The 22136-nt window shown below is 60.4% G+C and carries 13 protein-coding genes; 10 read left to right on the forward strand and 3 right to left on the reverse strand.

Annotated features, from left to right (window positions below):
- Positions 1-49: 49 nt before the first annotated feature.
- Together KF841_04715 and KF841_04720 are read right to left on the reverse strand one after the other, a co-directional pair.
- The gene (locus tag KF841_04715; protein ID MBX3394646.1) at positions 50-2869 is read right to left on the reverse strand and encodes an ABC transporter permease; all 2820 of its coding nucleotides are present in this window, start codon (positions 2867-2869) and stop codon (positions 50-52) included.
- Positions 2826-3581, reverse strand: a complete 756-nt coding sequence (locus KF841_04720; GenBank protein MBX3394647.1) for an ABC transporter ATP-binding protein — start codon at positions 3579-3581, stop codon at positions 2826-2828. Before KF841_04720 ends, KF841_04715 begins: the two co-directional genes overlap by 44 nt.
- A 133-nt stretch (positions 3582-3714) precedes the next feature.
- Here KF841_04720 and KF841_04725 point away from each other — a divergent pair, with 133 nt between their 5' ends.
- The 8 genes from KF841_04725 (at position 3715) to KF841_04760 (ending at position 15386) form a co-directional block, all read left to right on the forward strand.
- A complete protein-coding gene (locus tag KF841_04725; protein ID MBX3394648.1) occupies positions 3715-4584 on the forward strand; it encodes a metallophosphoesterase in 870 nt (289 codons plus the stop codon).
- The gene (locus KF841_04730; GenBank protein ID MBX3394649.1) at positions 4577-5998 is read left to right on the forward strand and encodes a trypsin-like peptidase domain-containing protein; all 1422 of its coding nucleotides are present in this window, start codon (positions 4577-4579) and stop codon (positions 5996-5998) included. Before KF841_04725 ends, KF841_04730 begins: the two co-directional genes overlap by 8 nt.
- Before the next feature lie 66 nt (positions 5999-6064).
- The gene (locus KF841_04735; GenBank protein ID MBX3394650.1) at positions 6065-7174 is read left to right on the forward strand and encodes a glycerate kinase; all 1110 of its coding nucleotides are present in this window, start codon (positions 6065-6067) and stop codon (positions 7172-7174) included.
- A gap of 17 nt (positions 7175-7191) precedes the next feature.
- Positions 7192-8322, forward strand: coding sequence for an N-methyl-L-tryptophan oxidase (gene solA / locus KF841_04740; protein MBX3394651.1), 1131 nt, complete (start codon positions 7192-7194; stop codon positions 8320-8322).
- Positions 8323-8482: 160 nt separating this feature from the next.
- Positions 8483-9808, forward strand: a complete 1326-nt coding sequence (locus KF841_04745; protein ID MBX3394652.1) for an AMP-binding protein — start codon at positions 8483-8485, stop codon at positions 9806-9808.
- A 32-nt stretch (positions 9809-9840) separates the two neighbouring features.
- Entirely contained in the window at positions 9841-12096 is a 2256-nt protein-coding gene (locus KF841_04750) for a PQQ-binding-like beta-propeller repeat protein (GenBank protein ID MBX3394653.1), read from the forward strand.
- Positions 12097-12105: 9 nt separating this feature from the next.
- Positions 12106-13758 carry a PQQ-binding-like beta-propeller repeat protein gene (locus KF841_04755; GenBank protein ID MBX3394654.1) on the forward strand — a complete coding sequence of 551 codons (1653 nt, stop codon included), beginning with the start codon at positions 12106-12108 and terminating at the stop codon, positions 13756-13758.
- A 281-nt stretch (positions 13759-14039) separates the two neighbouring features.
- Complete coding sequence (locus KF841_04760; GenBank protein ID MBX3394655.1) at positions 14040-15386, forward strand: glycoside hydrolase family 1 protein; 1347 nt, start codon at positions 14040-14042, stop codon at positions 15384-15386.
- Between the two features lie 121 nt (positions 15387-15507).
- Here KF841_04760 and KF841_04765 read toward each other — a convergent pair whose 3' ends face one another.
- Positions 15508-18438 (reverse strand): hypothetical protein, encoded by a 2931-nt coding sequence (locus KF841_04765; protein MBX3394656.1) that lies wholly within the window; start codon positions 18436-18438, stop codon positions 15508-15510.
- 374 nt (positions 18439-18812) lie between these two features.
- Here KF841_04765 and KF841_04770 point away from each other — a divergent pair, with 374 nt between their 5' ends.
- Positions 18813-20447 carry a hypothetical protein gene (locus KF841_04770; GenBank protein MBX3394657.1) on the forward strand — a complete coding sequence of 545 codons (1635 nt, stop codon included), beginning with the start codon at positions 18813-18815 and terminating at the stop codon, positions 20445-20447.
- Between the two features lie 345 nt (positions 20448-20792).
- Positions 20793-22124, forward strand: coding sequence for an asparagine synthetase B family protein (locus tag KF841_04775; protein ID MBX3394658.1), 1332 nt, complete (start codon positions 20793-20795; stop codon positions 22122-22124).
- Positions 22125-22136: the final 12 nt, after the last annotated feature.

Here is a 22136-nt window from a genome sequence, read left to right on the forward strand (position 1 = left end):
TGAGCAGCCGGTTTGTTCCATTGAGAGAACCGGATCGCCTGGATCGGGGTTAATCCTGCAGTGCCGCGACGATGTTTGTTCTTCCGGCGTAGCGCGCGGGGCCGAGCGCGGCAAAGACGCAAAGCAATGTCGCCAAGGCGGCGCCGGCCGCCACCAACGCCCAGGGCACGGCGAATTCGGGATGAAAACCGGAGAGCATTTCGGTCATCAGATTGCTCGTTCGCCCGAGGATCAGTCCGAGCGAAAGTCCCGCCGCGGAGCCGATGATCGCGAGCACGAGTGACTCCCCCACGACCATGCGAATCAACTGACTTCGCGTGATCCCAATGGCGCGGAGCACGGCGAATTCCCGGGCGCGGCTTGTCACGCTGGCAGCCATGAGATTCGCCAATCCGATCGCGGAGATCAGCAGACCGACGAACGGAACGGCCGACAGGAGCAGTGTCACCCGATCGATGTTGCTGTCGATCTGCTTTTTGAGTTCGCGTGCGGTCACAAAGGCTCGAACCGGATAGTTCATCTTCCTGAGTATCTCGTTGACAAGATCGATTTCAGGCCCAGTTCCGGGCAAAGGCGAATTGCCGGTGAGCGCAAATGTGGGCCGACCATCGGGCGCGCTGTTCGCGCCGGGGATGAATCCGGGAACGGCATCGGGCGAGGTGAGGGGTTCGGCCTTTTCCTCGAAATCGAAATTGATGAGAAGAAGCTTTCCGAATGCGATGCCGAAGAACATTTTGGCGTCCTCCAGCGTTCCGACGATCGCGCCGACCGAATAGGACTGGAAATAAGACTCCGCGTTGAAGAAGCTGATCGCGATGTCGAGACCGGGGGAAGCAATGATACCGGCGATGATGAAGTCAGCGCGTTTGGAGTTTGCGTAGATTCGCACTTTGTCGCCGAGTTTCTTCCCGTGCGCGGAGGCAAACTCGCGGGTGACAAGGATGTGCCCCCCCTGCTTGAGTTTAAGCCGAGCATCGTCCTGATCGCCTTCGAGGAAGGTCAGACGGATGATTCGGAAGGCCTCGTCGGGGTCGATGGCGAGAAATCGCTGAAGATTCTCCATGACGGATAACGTGCCAAAGAGGCTGCGTTTTCCGGGCGGCCGGAGTGAGTAGCCGAAATCGTCGGTGACGGCGAAATCCTTGATGCCGGGGAGATTTCGAAGTTCTCGCACCTTGTCGAGCGGCCGGCCCTCGTAGAAGTAGATAAGCGCATCGGGAAACTCCCTGGGGAATTGCCAGCCCTGTTTGACGGATTTGCCCCAGACGACGAGTCCGACGATCAGTGACAGGCCCACCATGAGGCCGCAGCAGATGGCGGCGGATCGGAATGGGGCCTTTTGCACTTCCTCGCCGAGCAGTTCGTGTCGCAGGCCGAGGCACCGGCCGGCGAGGAATACGGCGGACTTTCCGAGTACGATCACCAAAAGTGGCATGAGGAGCGCGGCGCCGGTGTAGAGCAGGAGGACGCTCCCGACTGACTGAGCATCGAATACGGCTGATCCGGTGTCAAGCGAGCGGTTCAGGAGTTCGTGTGCCACGAGCATAACAATCGCAAGACCGGCGGCAATCCAGACCCACCTGAGATACTCAGGATCCGCCGGGGATCGGGCTGCCTCGACCGGTGACACTTCAAAGGCACGCACGGCTGGAAACGCCGCTCCAACGAGGGTCGTGGCGAAGCCACCGCAAACGGCCAAGGCGATTCCGGTCTGACTGATCGCGAAATGACCGAGGTATTCGGGAACGAACTGGAGGGTGAGCCATTGCAGACCCAACCCCAGAGGCACGCCAAGTATGACGCCAAAGGCACCGAAGGGCAGGGCCTGCACAAAAATGAGCGTGCAGAGCTGTCGTCGCGTCACGCCGATGCAGCGCAGCAGCCCCAATTCGGCGATCCGCTCGGTCACCCCCATACTCATGGTTGCGATGATGATGAAGAAGGCCGTCAGCATGACGACGCAGGCAAGCAGCATCATGATGAATTGCAGGAGTCCCTGCGCCGCGCCAAGTTTTCGGAGTTGGGCTTCGGTCGTTCGCACCTCCAGCCGAGGCGGCGATTCGCCGGCAGCCTCCATCCGAGCGACATTCGTTTCGATCGTCTTTCGGACGGTGTCGGCGATCTTTCGGATACTGTCGTAGTTCGGATCTGCGGCGATCAGCTCGACGGACTTGATTCGCCCGGCCATCTGGCTGAGCGTCTGCACATCCGACAAGGGCATCCACGCCATGAGCGCCTGATTCAAGCTGGCACGTCGGCGCTCGACGATTCCAACCACGGTCCACGCGCGAACAGCGGCATCGCTGTTCGGGTGGCGAAGACAAACCGCGTCACCGACGTTGACGCCCAACTGTCGCGCGAGCATGACTTCGAGCATGATTGCCTGGTGATCCGACGGAGCGAGCATCCGCCCCGACGCCATGACATATCTCCGAAAGTCGATTTCGGCGGCCGGCTCGATGCCCGTGACCTCGACGCGGATGAACGCGTCGTCGGGAGGAGTAGCGGGTTCGCCAGCAAATGTGGTGCCGGGCCGGCTTGCGGCCGGTGAATCCGGTGAGAGGCGAGCGGCGATCTCGAGGTATTCGCGCGTGCGGGTGGTAGAGCGTGAAATGCCGTTGATGTCGCGTACCCAGTTGGCGACTTCGGCATCGAAGTGCCCCCAAACGCCGGCGGTGGACTCGACGACGACATGCGAGCGTCCGATCCAGTCGAGCACCACACTGGTGACGCCCCGGCGGACGGACTCGTAGCAGCAAGTGACCCAGACCACGACGCCGACACCGAGCGCGACTGCGGTGACGGCGAGGGCCGATCGACCCGCTCTAGTCCGCCAGTTCCGCGTAGCGAGCTGCAACCAGTGCCGCATCTGCACATCCCTTCGGCTCGGCTGATCCGGTGAATCTGCCAGCCTTGATGAAATGAACGACGTCCGCCTGCGCCGCGGCTGCGGATTCGTGAGTGACCATGAGCACGGCGGTATTCCTCTCGGTGGCGAGATGGCGCAAGAGCCGCCAGACTTCGAGCGACGAGGTGGGGTCGAGATTTCCCGTGGGCTCGTCGGCGAGGACCAGCACCGGATCGACCATGAGCGCTCTGGCGATGGCGACGCGCTGCTGTTCGCCGCCGGACATCAAGGCCGGCCGATGTCTGAGCCGATGCCCGAGACGAACCTGATCAAGCAGATCCCTGGCGCGTTTTTCAGCGTGGTCCGCGGCGATACCATCAACAAGCAAGGGTAGCATGACGTTTTCAAGCGCCGTGAGCGTCGGCATGAGGTTGAACGACTGGAAGATGATCCCCAGTCGGCGGCGGCGAAATAGCGTCCTTTCAGAATCGGTCAACTCATTGACCCGACGGCCGTCGACGCCGACTGAGCCGCGATCCGGCAGGTCGAGCCCACCGATGAGATGCAGGAGCGTGGTTTTTCCTGAGCCGCTGGCGCCCATGATGGCGATGAAACTGCCGCGTTCGGCATGGAGGCTGACGCCGGCAAGGGCGTCGATGACCTCTTCACCGAGGTGGTAGCGTTTGTGCAGATCATTGACCTGTAGGACGGGAGCGTCCGTCGTTGTTTCCATCCATCCTGCCAACTAGAATTGCTTTCGAGTCCCCGCGAGATCATCATCCCAAAGCGCGCCCGATGCAACGCGCTGAACGCGTTCACGCAAAATCGACGGGTGGGAATCTCGGCGGTTGTTTCTGAATGCCACCATGCGAGTGATCGTCACCGCCGATCTTCATTATGACGTGGGCCGGAGCCGGGAGCCGACACGAGCCATCGCGCGGGAAATCGTCGAGCGCGGCGGGGATGTGCTGCTGATCGTCGGCGACTGCGCATCGAGCGATCTTCGCGTGCTGGACGAATCGCTGGCATTGTTCGATGGTTTTCGCGGCGCGAAGCTGGCGGTCGCGGGTAACCACGAATTGTGGACGGTTGGCGCGGCATCATCACTACATCGCTATGAGAACGAGCTGGGCGAGGTTTTTTCACGCAATGGGTTTCATTTTCTGGATCAGCGGCCGATCGTTCTCGACGATGTCGCATTTGTTGGAAACGTGGGCTGGTACGATTTTTCGTTTCGGCCTTCGATCATGAAGATTCCGCTTCGCTTTTTTCAAAGCAAGGTAGGTCCCGGCGCCGCCGCACGGCTGGAGGAACACCAATCGCTCCTGGAACGCCGGGACGATCTGAGCGAGGGCGCGATGCAGGTGACAGCCCGCTGGATGGACGGGGTCCGCGTGAAGCTGCCGATGAGTGACGCAGCCTTTACACAAAGGCTGGCGGAGCGGCTCCGTTCTCATCTGGATGCGGTAAGCGGTCGGTCGCGTCAGGTTGTCGCGGCGATCCACCATCTGCCATTTTCGGAGATGATACCACACAGTGTGCTGCCGGACTGGGAATTTGCCACGGCCTTTCACGGCGCGGAGATTTTCGGCGAGGTGATCCTGAACTATCCAACAGTGACTCATGTTTTTTCGGGACACATCCATCGGGAGAAACGCCTGAAGAAGCGCAACCTGAACTGCATGAGCATCGGATCGACGTACACGGAGAAGCGTTATGAGGTGCTCGATGTCTGATCGTCGAACCCGGCCGATACGGCCCTTGTGTGCGCGATCTGGCGCAATCTGCATCATGATCCTTCTTGCAGCGCGCGGAATGGCCGCGAAAGGCGATGATTCGCCGGGATTCGATCCGGCCGCGAGAATCACGCCGGCGGTTCGCGTGTTTCGGGAATGCAGCCCCGCGGTGGTCAACCTCTCAACGACCAAGATCGTCACGGTTCAAAGTCCGCTGGGCATGGGCGGGTTATTCGATGACATTTTCGATTTTCCAATGCGCGGGCCCCGCAAGTACAAGACGCAGAGCGTGGGCTCCGGATTCCTGATTCATGCGGACGGCTACCTCGTTACGAACGCGCATGTCGTCGATCGCGCGGCGGAGTGCAAAGTTACCTTCGCCGACGGCAACATTCTCGACGCACAGGAGGTCGCCATCGATCGCGAACACGACCTGGCGGTTCTGAAGGTGAACGCCCGGCGAACACTGCCGCATCTGCGGCTGGGCCGGAGCGATGATCTCATGCCGGGTGAGACGGTCATCGCGATCGGTAACCCGCTCGGACTGCAACATACCGTGACGACGGGCGTCATCAGCGCGCTGGATCGAACACTGGAATTCGGGAATCAGCATACCTACAGGGGGCTGATTCAGACCGATGCCTCGATCAACCCCGGCAACTCTGGCGGACCGCTGTTGAATGTGCTTGGCGAGTTGATCGGCATCAACACGGCAATTCGCGGCGACGCGCAGAACATCGGGTTTGCGATTCCCGTGGATCGTCTGAGCGAACTCCTGCCGGAGATGCTCGATATCGAGCGCCTGAGGCAGGTTGTTTTTGGCATTCACTTTGACGCCGCCGGCACGCGGGGAGGATCGGCAGACCATCCGATCGGGGTTCGGATCGGCCGGGTGGACCCTGATACGCCGGCAGCCGCGGCGGATGTTCAGGCGGGCGACGTGGTCGTCGCGATCGACAATCAGCAAACACGCGATTTCATCGAAGCGTTCAGCCTGCTGGAGCGGACGCCGGTCGGCCAGATGCTCAAGCTGGACATCGTCAAGAAGGACGGCAAGCGACGAACCATCGAGGTTCCGCTGGCCGCATTGAAACCGCAGGACGCCTCGCGCCTCCTGAAGCAGTTCTTCTCGCTCGGGCTTCGCGAAATGAACGCGGACGACCTGGCGCGAATCGGGGTATCACGGCCGATCGGGCTTGTGGTGACATCGGCCGGGCCCGGTAACGAAGCGACACGCGGTCAATTGCAGCCGGGAGATATCATAACGAAGTTCGGCGGCATTTCAGTTGCAGAGCTTGCACCGATGGCTCATCTAATGAAACAGGTGAACCCGGGCGACCGCATTCCATTCCAGGTTCTCCGAATTCGCGGTGATGCGATCGTTCGATTTGAGACCGCATTGCAGGCGCGGTGAATCGGACACGATTGCCTGTGTGCTTCCGGGCCTTCCCGTGCGGTTGTTGCGGTTTATGATTCCGGAATGCCCAAAGTCGTCATTGCCCCGGACAGCTTCAAGGGATCGATCAGCGCGACCGCCGCGGCATCGGCGATCGCGGAAGGCGTCCGCCGCGCGCAGCCGTCGGCAACGATCATCGAGGCGCCGATGGCTGACGGCGGAGAAGGAACGCTGGAAATTCTCGTTCAGGCGCTCGGGGGGCAAATGCGTCGGGCTCGGGTTTCAGGCGCCATGGGTGACACGATTGATGCACCGATCGGCCTCATTCGAGACGCCACGACGGCAGTCATTGAGATTGCATCGATTGCCGGCTATTCGATGGCAACGACTCGTCCGCGCGATCCACTGCGCGCGACGACGTTTGGAGTGGGACAGGCAATTCGCGTAGCAATGGAGACGGGCATCGAGCAGATTATTCTGGCGCTCGGTGGGAGTGCGACCGTAGACGGCGGCGCGGGCATGCTTCAGGCACTGGGCATTATCCCACTGGATATCGACCGCCGCCCGATCGCGTCGCCAGCCGGCGGCGGTGATCTGATTCGAATCGATCGGCTCGCATGGGATCGACCACCGGAACATCTGGAGCAGGTTGAGTTCACGATTGCCTGCGACGTACTGAACCCGGCCTGCGGTCCGAATGGCGCGGCCGTCGTTTTCGGTCCGCAGAAGGGTGCGGACGATTCGGCCGTCGCGAAGCTGGATGCGGGTCTTTCGAATTGGGCCGGCGTGCTGGAGCGGATGAGCGGCCGGCCGTTGCGAGACGAGCCGGGCACGGGGTCCGCCGGGGGCGTGGCACTTCCGCTGCTGGCGTTGCTGAATGCCCACATTGTACCGGGTGTAGATCTGATCGCGGACGCAATCGGCCTGCGCGAGAAGATCGTGGAGGCGGACCTGGTCATCACCGGAGAGGGACGCCTTGATCGGCAATCGCTGATGGGAAAGGTCGTCGGTTCCGTGGCGCGCATGGCCCACTGCGCGAATGTTCCGTGCGTGGCGGTTGTCGGAACGACGGGCGACGGCGTTGCGTCATGTTTGTCGGTGCTGGACGACTATGAGGTGATCGGCGGCCCGATCGAGGAGACGACGCCACGCCTTGCGGATGCAGCCGAGCGCGTGCTGCGCTCCTTGATGTAAGGAATGCCGAGGAGTCGATGAGCGAAACCTATGACGTGATTGTAATCGGCTGCGGCGCGATGGGCAGCGCCTCGGCGTTTCATCTTGCACGTCGCGGCGCGAAGACCCTCGTGCTTGAACAATATGACATCGGTCACGAATTCGGCAGTTCCCACGGCCGAAGCCGAGTGATCCGGAAGGCATATTTTGAGGATCCTCGGTATGTGCCGCTGCTGCATCGCTCGTACGAACTTTGGCGAGCGCTGGAGCGCAAGTCGGGAGAGACGCTACTGCACCTGGTGGGATGCCTGAATATTGGTCCGCGCGGACACGTCGCGATTGAGGGCGTGCTTGAAAGCGTTCGAATGCACGGCCTGCCGCACGAGCTTCTCACTGCCGAGGAACTGCAACGGCGATGGGCTGTTTTCAGCCTGCCTGAAAGTGATGTCGGCATCTTCGAGCCGGAGGGCGGATTTGTTTCGCCGGAACGTTGCATCCGGACTCATGCTGAACAGGCACGACGTCATGGCGCCGTTGTGAGGACCGGTGAGCGGGTCGTCGGCTGGTCACCGCGCAAGCACGGCCTTTCAGTCCGAACCGAATCGTCGGAATTTCACGCGGGCAGCCTGGTGATTACGGCAGGTCCCTGGCTTCCGAAGCTTGCGGCCGAGTTGAACCTGCCACTGCGGGTGGAGCGGCAGGTGCAGCTCTGGTTCCTCCCGGATGAAGCAGCGCCGTTCACCGCCGCGCGAATGCCGTCATTCATTCATTTTGTCGGAACATCGGCTTATTACGGCATTCCGATGCGCGAGCGTGAGGGCGTCAAAGTTGCGCGGCATCACGCCGGCGAGACGACATCGCCGGATGCCGTCAATCGTCTTGTCACTCAGGCCGATGTGGCGGACGTGCGGAGCTACTCCTCGCGTTACCTTCCGGCCGCGAATGGGCCGCTGGTAGACGGAAAAGTGTGCCTATACACGAACACGCCTGATGATCATTTCATAATTGACCGGCATCCGCGGCATGAGCAGGTGTTGATCGCGGGCGGCTTTTCAGGGCATGGGTTCAAATTCGCGCCGATCGTGGGATCGGCCCTTGCGGACATGGCAATCAACGGGGGCACGAACGAACCGATCGATTTTCTGTCGATTCGTCGATTTAGCGCGTGAGCGCGGCTGCGGCTCTTCGTTTAGCGTGTGTTTGATTGCGACCGAACATGAACAATTCGGGCCGAGCGATTACACTTGGCAATGTCACCGGCGCGATCGCAATCGTGGGCGACGGTGGAGCCGCGCATACGGCGCAAGGTGATCGGCGAATCGACAAGCCATGCCTTTCTTCCAACAGACTGAGGAAACGCGCACGCCGGAACAGATTGCATCGGCGCAACGAGAGAAATTGCGCCGGTTGATTCGAGCGGTTATCCAGACAAATCGATTTCAGCGTGCGAAGCTGGAGGCGGAATTCGGATCGGCGATCAGCCGGCCCGATTCATTTCTCGATGAGCTGACGCTTGAGCAACTTCCGTTCACGACGCGCGCGGAGCTTGAAGCGGATCAGGCGTCGAATCCACCCTATGGGACAAACCTGACCTTCGCGATCGACGATTTTTCGAGGATGCACCAGACATCCGGCAGCGGCGGAGTGCCAATGCGGTGGCTCGACCGGGGCAAAGACTGGGGCTGGTGGATGAAGCTCTGGGCGGTGATTTATCGTGCAGGCGATGTCCGCGCAACGGATCGATTTTTCTTTCCGTTTTCATTTGGTCCTTTCATCGGATTCTGGGCGGCCTTTGACAGTGCCGCGGCACTGGGCAATCTCTGCCTGCCGGCCGGTGGCATGACCACGAAGGCGCGGCTTGGATTTATGCTCGACAATGAAGCGACAATTGTGTGCTGCACGCCGACGTATGCGCTGCGCATGGCGGAGGTCGCGGCTGAAGCGGGCATTCGACTCGACCGTTCATCAATTCGGTCGCTATTCGTGGCAGGCGAGCCGGGCGGCAGCATCCCGGCGACGCGCGAGCGGATTGAATCGGCGTGGGGCGCGCGGGTGTTCGATCATGCCGGCATGACGGAGATGGGCGCCTACGCGTTCGAATGCGTTGAATGTCCGGGTGGTCTGCACATCAACGAATCGGAGTTCATCGCCGAAGTAATTGACCCGCGCACGACCGAGCCGGTGCCCGACGGCCACGAAGGGGAACTCGTGCTGACCAACCTCGGGCGGTTCGGCATGCCGCTGATTCGATACCGCACGGGTGATCTAGTCCGCTTGTTACGAGGTCGTTGCGCGTGCACACGCTGGTATGTGCGCCTCAACGGCGGCATCCTCGGGCGAATTGATGACATGGTCACCGTTCGCGGCAACAATGTATTTCCGACTGCCATTGAGGCTATACTTCGACGATTCGGGGACGTCGTGGAGTACCGAGTCAGCGTCGACGAGTTGGCGGTAAAGCAGGATTTGCGGATTGAGATCGAAGCGTCGGGCGCGTGCGACGCCCCGGCGGCTCTGGCTCGCCGGATCTCCGAGGCGATTCGCGACCGATTGAACTTTCGCCCCGTCGTCACAATGGTACCTACCGGCACTCTGCCGCGATTTGAGATGAAATCGAAGCGCTGGATTCGCGGGAGGCCGGTTCCACCCACTTGAATTCGGCCGCCGAACACAAGGGAGAAAAGAAGATGAACAACATGCGTTTTCGTCGCGGGCTTGCTGGATTCGGAGCGGCAGTCGTCGCGGCGATTTCAACGAGCGCGCTCGGAGCGGACTGGACCTCCTGGCGCGGACCGGATCAGTGCGGGCTGGTTCGCGAGAATGCCGTTGTGAAGAACTGGTCGCCGAGCGGAGAGAACCTGCTCTGGAAAAGCAACGAGGGGGGGCGAACAACACCGCTGGTGATGGGCGGCCGTGTGTTTTTCATCGCTCCGGTCGGAGACGGCGACTGCCTTCAGGAGCGCGTGATCTGCCTCGACGGCAGCACGGGCAAGACGATCTGGGACTTTCATTTCAACGTCTTTTTCTCGGATATCGTCGCGCAGCGCGTCGGATGGACGGCGCTGGCGGGCGACGCGGAAACGGGCAATGTGTACGCCCACGGAACCGGCGGTGAATTCATCTGCTTCAGCCGCGACGGCAAGGTGCTGTGGAAACACTCCATGACGGAGGAGTTCAACCGTATCGCGGGATACGGCGGCCGACTGCACACGCCTGTTGTCGACGAAGATCGCGTCGTCATCAGTTTCTTGAATACGAACTGGGGCGGACACGCGCGACCGGCGCATCGGTACGTGGCGTTTGACAAGCATACGGGGGCTGTGAAGTGGTGGAGCGAGATTCCCGGCATCGGCAAGGACACGACCTACGCGTGCCCGGTCGTCGCAACAATCGCGGGGCGACGACAGTTGATCTGTCCGGCGGCCGACGGCGCTGTTTATGGACTGGAGAGCCGCACGGGGAAGATCATCTGGAGTTTTCTGCTGAGTAAGATGGGGCTGAATTCGTCGCCGGTGGTGAGCGGCAATCATGTTATCGTGTCGCACAGCGAAGAGAACATTGACTCGACGGTCATGGGGCGTCTCGTCTGCATCGACGCGACGGGCACCGGCGATATCACCGCAACGGGCGAAGTGTGGCGAAGCGAGGGCGTCGATGCCGGGTATGCGTCACCCGCCCTTGCGAATGGACGAGTTTACATCGTGGACAACTCCGCCAATCTGCACTGCGTCGATGCCGAGACCGGCAAGCCGCTCTGGAAATTCAAACTCGGTCGCGTTGGCAAGGGCTCTGCCACGGTCACGGCGGACGGGGTGATCTACGTCGGCGAACAGAACGGCGTGTTCTGGATCCTGAAAGACGCCGGTGACCACTGCGAGAAACTGAGCGAGCAGGCCTTCGAAGGCCCGAATCACACCATCGACGAACTCTATGGCTCGCCGGCCGTCGTGGATGGGCGAGTTTACTTCATGACGCGCTACGGCAGCTATTGCCTGGCGATAAAGGATGCGAAGGTACAGCGCGTATCCGCCGCCGATCCGGCACAAGAAATGAGCGTCCGGGCAGATGCCAAACCGGCGACCGTGCTCATCGAACCCGGCGATGTGACCATCGGGCCGGGCGGTACCATTCAGTTCATGGTCAAGCTCTTCACGGACCACGGCGCCGCAATTGACGGCGCGTCCACGAAGGTTGAATGGACGATCGCGGGAATACAGGGCGAGATGACACCGAGCGGCGCCTTTACGGCCGCGACGGGCGTGCAATATTCAACCGGTCTGATCAACGCCCACGTCGCCGGGCTGACCGCCTCGGCGCGAGTTCGAATCGCTCCAGTGCTGCCGATCGAGGAAGACTTCGAGACGCTGGCGCTGGGTTCGACGCCGGCCGGTTGGATCGGTGCAATGGGCAAAACATCGATCGTCGAGCGGGACGGATCCAAGGTTCTTCAGAAGCTCGCGGAAAAAGGCAAGCCATCGCCGGTCTGGAAAATGCGGGCATACATCGGGCAGCCGCTGGAGGCGGGCTACACCGTGGAGGCCGACGTTCTGGGTTCGTTGGCACGAAAGCGGTTCAAGCCGGACATGGGCATTATCAACGACCGCTACGAGTTGATTCTGCTCGGCGCCCAGAAGGAACTGGAGCTTTCTCGCTGGCGAGATGAACCGACCCACGGAAAGCGCCTTCGCATTCCGTTCGAGTTCAAGCCCGATGTCTGGTATCGGATGAAGCTCCGCGTCGATGTGACAAACGGCAAATCGGCGGTGCAGGGCAAGGTCTGGCCGCGCGAAGACGCCGAGCCGAAGGACTGGACGATTCGCTTCGACGACGAGTGTCCGAACCTGGAGGGCTGTCCCGGCTTGTTTGTGTATTCCAACGGCACGACGGACAAGAGCAACGGTCCCGAAGTGTTTTTCGACAACCTCAAGGTCACGCGAAACTGAATTTCGCGGATGAAAAAAAACGACTGCCAACGCGCGACGATCGCGCCGCGCATAGATGAACGGAGGAAAAAGATCGTGCACGACGATGTCAAGATCAGCCTGAATGTGTCGGCCGAGGTCCGCGTGCCCGACGGCGCCGCGGCGGGCCATCGCAACCTTTCACGGTGGGCCGCGAGTTCAATCGTATTTTCGCTCTGTATTGCGGCGATCCTTCTGGCAGCGCCAACCGGACTCGCCAGCGAACCGACGAAACCGAAGAAAGGCGATTGGCCGATGTGGGGCGGCTCGACGGATCGCAACATGGTGTCGGACGAGACGGGCATTCCCACGAAATGGGATGCCAAGAAAGGCGTCAACATTAAGTGGACCGCTCCGCTCGGATCGCAGACGTACGGCAATCCGGTGGTTGCCGGGGGTCGCATCTTCGTGGGCACGAACAATGAACATGAATATCGTCCCAAGATCAAAGGCGACAAGGGAATCGTGCTCTGTTTCGATGAGAAGACCGGCAAGTTCCTCTGGCAGGCGACGCACGACAAGCTGCCCGCTGGCCGCGTCAACGACTGGCCTGAGCAGGGCATTTGCTCAACCGCGGCGGTTGAGGGCAACCGCGTCTATTACGTCAGCAATCGCTGCGAAGTAATCTGTGCGGATGTCGAGGGCTTTCTCGATGGTGAGAATGATGGTCCGTTCAAGGATGAAAAGTACAACGAGAAAGAGGACGCCGACTTCATCTGGGTCTATGACATGATCGAGGAGTTGGGCGTTTTTCCGCACAACCTCGCGACCGCATCTCCCGTGATCGGCGGCGATCTTGTTTTCGTCCTCACATCAAACGGCGTCGACGAAGGCCACCTTAATATCCCGAGTCCCGATGCGCCGGACTTTCTCGCGATCAACAAGAACACCGGTGAGTTGGTCTGGGAGAAGAATGACGTCGGCAAGAAAATCTTCCACGGTCAGTGGTCCAGCCCGGCCTATGGCATGGTAGCGGGCAAACCCCAGGTCATTTTCGGCGGGGGCGACGGCACCTGCTATGCCTATGAGCCGAAGTCTGGCGAGCTTCTGTGGAAGTTTCATTTGAATCCGCCAGACGCAAAGTATGTACTCGGCGGGCGCGGCACAGCCAATGAAATCATCGCCACACCGGTGATCCACCATGACAGGGTCTATCTCTGCGTGGGTCAGGATCCGGAACACGGCGAGGGCATCGGTCATTTCTACTCGATCGACGCCACGAAGCGCGGTGACATCACCACGTCCGGTCGCATCTGGCACATCGGCAACGACAAGTTCAACCGCTCCATCAGCACCTGTGCGATTCGCGACGGCCTGCTCTATGCCGCGGACCTGAGCGGATTTCTCTATTGCATGGATGTCGAAACGGGCAAAGTGAACTGGCGACATGACACATTCTCGGCAATCTGGGGATCGCCCTATTACGTCGATGGCAAAGTGATGCTCGGCACGGAGGACGGCGAGGTGCTCGTCTTTGAGCACGGAAAAGAGAAGAAACTCCTGGCGACGAACGACATGGGCAACTCCGTTTACACGACCCCCGTCGCGGCCAACGGCGTGCTTTACATCACGAACAGGAACACCCTCTTTGCCATCGAAGGCAAAGATGAAAAGAAATCCGAGGAAAAAGCGGCAGTGAAGTAGAGTGTCTGACGGGCGGCATGTGTTCGAGATGAATTCGCGCGCCGCCGGACATCCAATCGCGAATCCCACGACGGAGCGGCGAAAGCCCGCCTGATTCGGCGGCGATCCAGTGGTTTGCGACCGCGCGGGTCCGGTTCACTCCATCCTGATTCATCGTTCAACCGATTGTGCAACGTCGGCCGAGTTGTACAATGCAAATCGCCGAGTGGTGGTTGAATCGTTTGAATCCTGGCCGATCCGCCTCGCGATTTCACGGGTGTTGCGTGTCACGACAATTTCACTTGCCGTTGTTCATAATACCCCTGTTTTTTTCGGCCTGCGGGCCGGAGGAGCAGACCGCGCCGTTTGTTCTGCTGCCCGCGGAGGAAGTCGGCGCAGCGACGCGGCCGGCGAATCCGCCGCCGTTCTGGTGGGGTGTATCGACGTCATCTTTTCAGACAGAAGACCGCCGACTGCCTTCAGGTGAACTTAGCTTTCTTACGGACTGGGATGCATTTGGCACTCTGGGCCTCGTGCGAGAGCCAGACGACCGTATCGGCAGCTTCAGCCATTTCGAGCGCGACCTGGCCGCCCTGAAATATCTCGGTGTGACGCACTATCGCGTCGGCATCGAGTGGGCCCGCATTGAGCCGACGCAGGGGGAATTCAATGAATCAGCCATTGAGCACTATGTCCGAATCGTCCGGCGATTGAAGGAAGAGGGCATCGAGCCGCTGGTCTGTCTCTGGCATTTCACGTTTCCAAGCTGGCTCGGCGATGTGAACAATCCGGACCAACACGGGTGGCTGCATCCTCACGCCGCCGACGCCTGGGGCGCCTATCTCAAGGTCATCACGAAGCGGTTGGCACCCTATGTTGAGCTCTACGCACCGATCAACGAGCCGAATGCCTATGCCTTCGGCATGATGGTCGGGTTCTTCAAAGGTGGTCGGGTGCTTGACGGGCCCTATCACGACCGCCTTAATCAAAAGCTGATTGATGTCTTCATGCAGGCGGCGGGAATCATCCGCGACGCGCGGTCTGATGCGAAGATTGTGAGCATTCAGTCGATCACCGCCTGGCGGCGCGACTCATTTGACCCGTTCGGAACGCTGTACAAACTGGGTATTGACCACAACTACTCGCATCTGGACGGAGTCGTGTCAGCCGTCGATTATGTGGGAATCAACTACTATCAGCGCGCCGTGGCGTCGCCACTGTTCTTCCTCTCGATCCTGAACAACCAAGGCGAGAATGTGTCGGACATCGGCTGGGTGATCGATGCGGAGGGGCTTGAGGTGCAGATCGTGGAATTCAGCCGTCGATACCACAAGCCGATCATCATCACGGAGAACGGCGTGGCAGATCGCACGGACCGCAAGCGGCAGAACTACATCTACACGCATCTTCTGGCGGTGCGCCGCACCCTCGAAGCGAATTACGACGTGCGCGGCTATTTCCACTGGACCCTGGTGGACAGCTTCGAATGGCTGTTCGGATATGATTACGACTTCGGCCTGTTCCGCCTCGGCGACGACATCAATCAACTGACACCGAAGGCCTCAGCCGACTACTACCGCTCGATGATCGCGTCCGGTTTCATGGACCACGGAGTCGATGTGACGCAGCTCGCACCGACGGCGCCCTGATGAATCGGCGAATGACTCGCACACACTCAACCGATTCATCAGAAGCAGCCGTCGATGATTATCCGCCTCAGGAGGCTCCGGCACGCCGGTTCATTCGCCCCCTGCAAAGTCAAACTTCAAGTCAACGCCGTACGCGCCGCTGCCGCCGGTTCGACCGCATGCGACGCCCCGTGCCGATCATGGCAAGCATGAGCGACGAGGCCATGGCCGCGCCGCCGCCGCACGCGCCCGAGCCGAAATCAACCGGCGTACCCGCACTGTCGCTTGATTGATCGCCACCGGTTTCCGTATCGGCATTGTCGACGGTTTGACCTCCGGCCGTATCCACCTCGCCGCTGTCGACACCGGATTCATCCTGCTCAACCGGAACTTCAGCGGGGCCGACAGCACCGCGCTCGATGAGCGCGAACGCACCGAGTTTTGCAATCTGAGTTTCCACGGCGAGTTTTCCGTTCAGGAATCGCGAGTCAATCTCATTCCAGAAGCCGGTTTGCTCATCAAATGCCAGGACAATAAGCAGCTGAGGATCGATCTCGTTCAGCATGGACTCCTGGCTGTCGAACGGAAGGAGGAACCGCAGAACGACGGGAGCCGACAAAACCGCACCGTCTGTTGAAAGGGCGATCGGTCCAGCCACCATGCGACCGGGAAAGTCATGCGGCAACGGCGCGGTGGAGCCTCCAATCGCGATTCGCGTCGGTTCCATGAATGCTCCGGCCTGCACTTCGATCTCGACGAGCCCGTCGGCGGACGCCAACTCGCTCGCGTCGTCATGCGCGGCCCCGGCGATGGTCGATTGTGTCACGACTTCGGCACTCTCTCCGGTCGCGTTGACGGCACTTACCTCGGCAATGACGGTGAACTGCTCCGGAAATCCGGACATTCGACCGATCCAGTCGCCGGTCGCGGGTTCGAGGCTCATTGGGACGTCTCGCGGTGCTAACTGGGTCTCAACGGAAAGCCGAACAATCGGAGCGGACGCCAGTTCCGCGCCGGGTCGAACACGAACCAGGATTTCGTCGACACCAATCGGCTCGAGCTGCACCGCCAGATCAAACGGTGCCGCCTCAGCCACGAGTTGATGCACCTGCTGCGAGGGCAGCACCTGTCCGGGAGCGGGTTTCAGTACGACAAGCGCACTCGTGCAATCATCCTGTGTGAATTTTCTTTTCTTTGTAAGAACCTGATAGGAGTTGCCGACATACGCAGTCCACTGGGCACCGACCGTATCACCGATGTGGACTCCCGCAACGGTTCGCACGTTGTTCTGAAACGGCTTGATGACGCCTGTCGCATCGGTGAATCCCTGAACGATCATGCGGCCTCGGGTGTCTTTCGAGAATACCCGCGCGCCGAGCGCCATCCCGTTGTGGCTGGACCACTTGAACTGAACCGGCTGACATAGTTGCACATTATTGGCGTCATCGATTCCGACGAATGCCCGCCAGTCGTCAACGGGAATTCCAGCAAGGCGCCCGACGATGACGCCGCGATCGACCGGCGTTCTGATTCGCCATCGCGGTGCGCCATTCGGTCCCGGGGCCTCCGCTGTGAAGTGCTCCTTGATCTCGCTCCAGCAGTCCTGATTACCCTGTCGAGTGCCGGTGAGATGCGGATTGTCCGGATGAATGGAACAGATTTTCGTATAGCTCCATTGATTGAACATCATGCAGGATGCCTTTCCGCCGTTGCTCGCGAATTTCGGATCCGCCCCACCGACACCGTGCGCGCAGTGCGTGTCGTTGTCGTCTTCGTATTCATCCTTCAGGAGCAAGCCGTAGTGTCCGAACTCGTGTACATAGACCGGGGAGTCGTTGCTGCGCGACATGTGAATATGGCTGCTTCGCCAGCAGCACAGATCGTCGCTTCTCCAGAATCCGTCGGCGGGCCAGTCCACATGGGCGCGGAGGGATGCATTGGCGTAAATTCGGAAATCCGCCTCATCCCAGCGCGCCATGTCATCGAAGATATCCACGCGCTCAATGAGCATCTGACCGTCGGTCGCGTTGTACAGATATTCAGAAGCGTCTCGAAGATCATTGGCGAGGCCGCTCAGTTCGCTCGGTGATGCGTCCCACTCGACCGATGCCACGAGGTGCAGACCGATGTGCGCCGCGTCGCGCTGCAACTGAAGCGAATAAGCGCCGTTGGGGTCGGTGACAAGGGTTGGAGTAAAGCGCGGGTTGTCGCCGTTGGCGTCGTGAATCAGCGGAAGGCTCGTGATATACGCACGATATTTCCAGTTTTGCGTGCCGCCGCGGCTGTGACCGTCGCGTTCGCTCGCGCTTTCATGGACCAGTGCCCGAGCAACAAGCTTGGACCCGGCGGCAAGCGGCGGATTGACCGTGATGAACCCGTTCGCGTTGGATCTCTCGGGATAGAGCACTCCGTTTACATAGAGTTCGGCATTCAGGACGCCGCCACCGTTGGGACTCAGGATGCGAATTCGAGTGCCTTCGGTGACGCAGTAGTTCACGTCTTCATAGACGAAATACTCCTGATTCTGATTCTGGCCGTAGAATGCGGTCTGCCAGATTGGGACGGTGCCGTTGTCGTCAATGACGACGATGCGCACCTGGGTTGTCGTCAGCGGGCTGTTCGGCGCCACGCCTGTATAGAACTCGATATCGAACTCGCCATTGGAATCCGTCTGGCCGGTGGCGATTTCGCTCTCAAAAAAACTTGCCGGCGGGTTGTAATTGGGATCGCATGAGAAGACCTGCGTCGTCACAAGCAGCTTGACTTTGACGGCCTTGTCAGCGACGGGCCGAAGGATTCCGCCGCAGGTTTCACGAATCTGTCCGCGGGCGTACGAAGGCAGCATGGGGCCGGGCGGCAACTGAGGTGGATTGCAAGGAATCCCGGGAGGCAAGGGATCGATGACCACTCCCCCACCACCAAGCGGCGGGCGCGGTCCGGATCCGGTGTTCTGCTCGGCGACAACGCCGACGGCACAAAAAAGTGCAAGCGCGGCGGCAACACCGCCAGAACACAGGAGCGACCGGTTGCGACGATCGTCACGAGATTCCGAGGCAATAATGAAACGCAGCATATCTTGATTCTCCCTTTGCGAGGAAGGCCTGAGTCCGAACTCTGACACGAACGAGCCCTCCGCGCGGACTGCAAAAAAAATGTAGCGATCAGAAAAAAGGCCGAGCGGCGTAGCCACAGGCGGCTGGGTCCGAATTACCTGTCCATCGACCGCCCCCACGAGAGCGTGATCGGGTGGAAAATCGCGACCGAAACCGGTAATCGAGGTCTGGCACCTGGAATTGACGGACCGGAAGAAATTCCCCGCCCCGCGGACGCCGACTTTCGCAAAGGCTTCCCCGGGATTACGATCCGCGCCGGAATTTCGTGTCAGGAGGCGCCGGCGATTGACCGAATTCGCGCTTCCGCGAACGCCGTACGACCGACGCTATCATCGTGGTCCAGTTACTCCATTCCTCCCCCTTTTTCCTGCTCTTTGGCCTGATCGCTGCGGGCATTTCGATCGGAGCATTCAAGTATCGCGGGCTGTCGCTCAGTTCGGCCGGCGTATTCTTCCTGGCGCTGATCGCCGGGCATTTCCAGTTCATCGTGCCATACGAACTCACGGAGTTGGGCCTCGTCCTGTTCGTCTATGCCGTCGGACTTCAGTCAGGTTCGCGTTTTTTCCGCGTGCTGAAGTCGCACGGTCTGTCATTCCTTGTCGTGGGTCTCGGCGCGACGCTCGTCGGCGCACTGACCACGATCGGACTTGCACGCCTGCTGAATATCGCCCCGCATCTTGCGGGCGGTCTCTACGCCGGAAGCACGACCTGTACGCCGGGCCTAGCCGCTGTGCTTGAGGCGGTGCGGCGAATTCAACCGGCGAACACCGATTTCGCGGCAGTGGGCTACGCAATTGGCTATCCATTCAGCGTCATCTCCGTGGTGATCTTCGTGCAGTTGCTCCCGCGCATCATGGGCACGACGGCCCAAGCGGCAGGCGAAGCGTTTCAGCGGGAGCAGGCGGCTCGGGTGACGCCGCTCGAACGCTGTGCCTTTCGAATCACAAATCCCAATTGCGCCGGAATCACAATTGATGAATGGCAGGCGCTCCACCTGAGCGGAGCCGTGCTGTGCCGCGTCGAGCATGAAGGTCACGTTCAGCCGGCTCGTCCGGGCACGATTCTGCACATGGGTGATGTGGTGCTGGCGGTTGGCCCGCCGGAGGAACTTGCCAAGCTGGAGGCGATTCTGGGAACGATCACACCGGAGCCGAAGCCCGACGGGGCAGCCGATTATGCCAGCGAACTGGTTGTTGTGTCTCGGGCCGATGTCTTCGGCAAACGGCTGCGCGAGCTGCGCATCTGGGAAAAGTATGGCGTGACTGCGACGCGGCTTCGGCGCGGCGTTGTGGAGATTACGCCTCGGGGCGAAACGGCGCTGGAGCCTGGTGATGTGCTCAGGCTTGTGGGAGGCCGGGCCGATGTCAGGATGGTGACATCCGTCGTCGGTCTGGAAGAGCGACGCCTTGATGAGACCAGCATGATACCGTTCGCTGCTGGCATCACGCTGGGTGCGGCCGTCGGATTCATTCCGATTTCGCTGCCGGGCGGCTTGAGCTTTCGGCTTGGGATTGGCGGCGGCGCGTTCATCGTCGCGCTGATCATGGGCTATGTGGGGCACGTCGGAAAGCTTCGCATCTATGTACCCAATGCCGCCAAGCATTTCGCCCGCGAACTCGGATTGGTGATCTTTCTCGCCGGAGCGGGCACATCCGCCGGCCAGCAGCTTGTGCCGGTACTTCGGGAAGCCGGCGTGAAGCTGCTCCTGGCCGGAGCGATCATCACTCTCGTCACCACGACGACGGCGCTTCTGCTCATGTGGAGATACTTCCGATGGAATCCACTCTTTGCGGGCGGCGGGCTCAGCGCTGTCATGACAAGCCCGCCCGGTCTGTCCGCCGCGTCGGACATGACGGATACCGATGCACCCGCGGTTGGATTCGCAAGTGTCTATCCATTGGCACTACTCGCAAAGATCGCGCTGGCTCCGCTGACATTTCTGCTGCTTGATCTGATGGGCTCGCATTAACATCACCGGCCCCGGCCCTGCGACGCAACGAATCGGGGCTCATCCGGAATCGCACCGAATTCCGCGAATCACAGGTGCGTCAGCGAGAATCAGTTCATCTCCGCCAGTCCGGGCGAGTACTCAGATAATGAGCGGACGGCCGATCGCCCCGCCTGAACCAGCCAGTTCGATGAAGCGTCGACTCCGAGGAACGCCGCCTCCCCCCATCGCGCCGCCGTGCGGCCAAAACCACGAAAGGACCACGTCGCAGATCGGCCGACGGATGGATCGCTGTATTTCTAATCACGAATGAAACCGGTAAACTCCACGGGTTATCCGATCCGGATGCGGAACTGAGGCCGACCTATGCAATCATCGCAATATATACACCGTGTCGTCGATCTGACATCTCAACATCATTGTTGCATCCACAATCTGTCGATTGACGAGGCGCGTTCCCGCATCGCCCGCGGCGACGCCGAGGGTGTGCGATCGATCGACGGACATTTCGCACTGGTCGCGATCGTCGGAAGGACGGTACGAATGGCGAGATCGCTGGGCGTGCCGATGCGCTACTTCCTCGCAAAGCATCACGATGGGCCGGTGCTCATCGTCGCGCATCGGATCGACGAAATCCACGCTCACCTCCTGGCGAACGGTCTATCGGATCAGTTTCATCCCACATACACGCGGATGGTGCCGGCCCATTACATCACGGAGCTGGAGCTGGTCGGCTGCCCCGATCCAAGCCCGGTCCATCGGCGATTCTTCGATCCCGCGCGCGCCGCCCTGCCGGCCGAGCCATCGCGGATCGGCGAGCGATATATCACGGCCCTCAAGGACGAAATCATCAAGCATATCCGCAGGTTGCCGGCGGATTCGCCGATCGGTGTATGCTTCTCCGGCGGCATCGACAGCGGTGCGGTGCTGCTCACGACCTATTGCGCTTTGCTGGAGACCGGCTCGCATCCGGGGCGTCTGAAGGCATTCACGCTCAGTGTCAATGGTGACGGCGACGACCTGCGCCAGGCGCGGCGGTTTCTTGAACCTCTGAAACTGGGCTACCTGCTCGAACCGATCGACACCACGGCCGACGCACTGGACCCGAATGAAACCCTGCGTGTCATCGAAGATTACAAACCGCTCGACATCGAGGCGGCAACGATGCTCCTGGCGCTGACGCGCGGCATCCGCAAGCGCTACCCGGACTGGCGGTATCTCTTTGACGGTGACGGCGGCGACGAGAATCTGAAAGACTATCCCATCGAGGAAAATCCGGAATTGACCATCCGCAGCGTGCTGAACAATCCCCTGCTCTATCACGAGGGCTGGGGCGTCGGATCGTTCAAACATTCGCACACCTACAGCGGGGGTCTGAGCCGTGCCTACGTCCGAAACTTTGCCGTGCATGTGTCGCAGGGATTCGTCGGATTCAGCCCGTTCACACTTCCGCGCCTGATCGAAATCGCGGAGGGCATTCCATTCATCGAGTTGACTGACTGGTCGCACGAGCGCCTGTACGAACTGAAGGGCCGCATCACGGCCGAAGGCATTCGCGCGGTGACGGGGCTGGAGATGCCCGTCTTTCCGAAGCGGCGATTCCAGCATGGCGTCGCGCCGCGAGAGACCATTGACGCCCGATTCGTGTTGCGGGAGGCCGCTTATCGTCGGCGGTATCATGCGATGTATGAAGCCTGAAACAGCCGGCGC

This window comes from Phycisphaerae bacterium (assembly GCA_019636475.1).
Lineage (GTDB): Bacteria > Planctomycetota > Phycisphaerae > UBA1845 > UTPLA1 > JADJRI01.

Bases quoted from the DNA above. Each gene is read 5' to 3' on its own strand.
- KF841_04715 (MBX3394646.1), bottom strand. From the start codon at position 2,869: ATGCGGCACTGGTTGCAGCTCGCTACGCGGAACTGGCGGACTAGAGCG.
- KF841_04720 (MBX3394647.1), bottom strand. From the start codon at position 3,581: ATGGAAACAACGACGGACGCTCCCGTCCTACAGGTCAATGATCTGCAC.
- KF841_04725 (MBX3394648.1), top strand. From the start codon at position 3,715: ATGCGAGTGATCGTCACCGCCGATCTTCATTATGACGTGGGCCGGAGC.
- KF841_04730 (MBX3394649.1), top strand. From the start codon at position 4,577: ATGTCTGATCGTCGAACCCGGCCGATACGGCCCTTGTGTGCGCGATCT.
- KF841_04735 (MBX3394650.1), top strand. From the start codon at position 6,065: ATGCCCAAAGTCGTCATTGCCCCGGACAGCTTCAAGGGATCGATCAGC.
- solA (MBX3394651.1), top strand. From the start codon at position 7,192: ATGAGCGAAACCTATGACGTGATTGTAATCGGCTGCGGCGCGATGGGC.
- KF841_04745 (MBX3394652.1), top strand. From the start codon at position 8,483: ATGCCTTTCTTCCAACAGACTGAGGAAACGCGCACGCCGGAACAGATT.
- KF841_04750 (MBX3394653.1), top strand. From the start codon at position 9,841: ATGAACAACATGCGTTTTCGTCGCGGGCTTGCTGGATTCGGAGCGGCA.
- KF841_04755 (MBX3394654.1), top strand. From the start codon at position 12,106: ATGAAAAAAAACGACTGCCAACGCGCGACGATCGCGCCGCGCATAGAT.
- KF841_04765 (MBX3394656.1), bottom strand. From the start codon at position 18,438: ATGCTGCGTTTCATTATTGCCTCGGAATCTCGTGACGATCGTCGCAAC.
- KF841_04775 (MBX3394658.1), top strand. From the start codon at position 20,793: ATGCAATCATCGCAATATATACACCGTGTCGTCGATCTGACATCTCAA.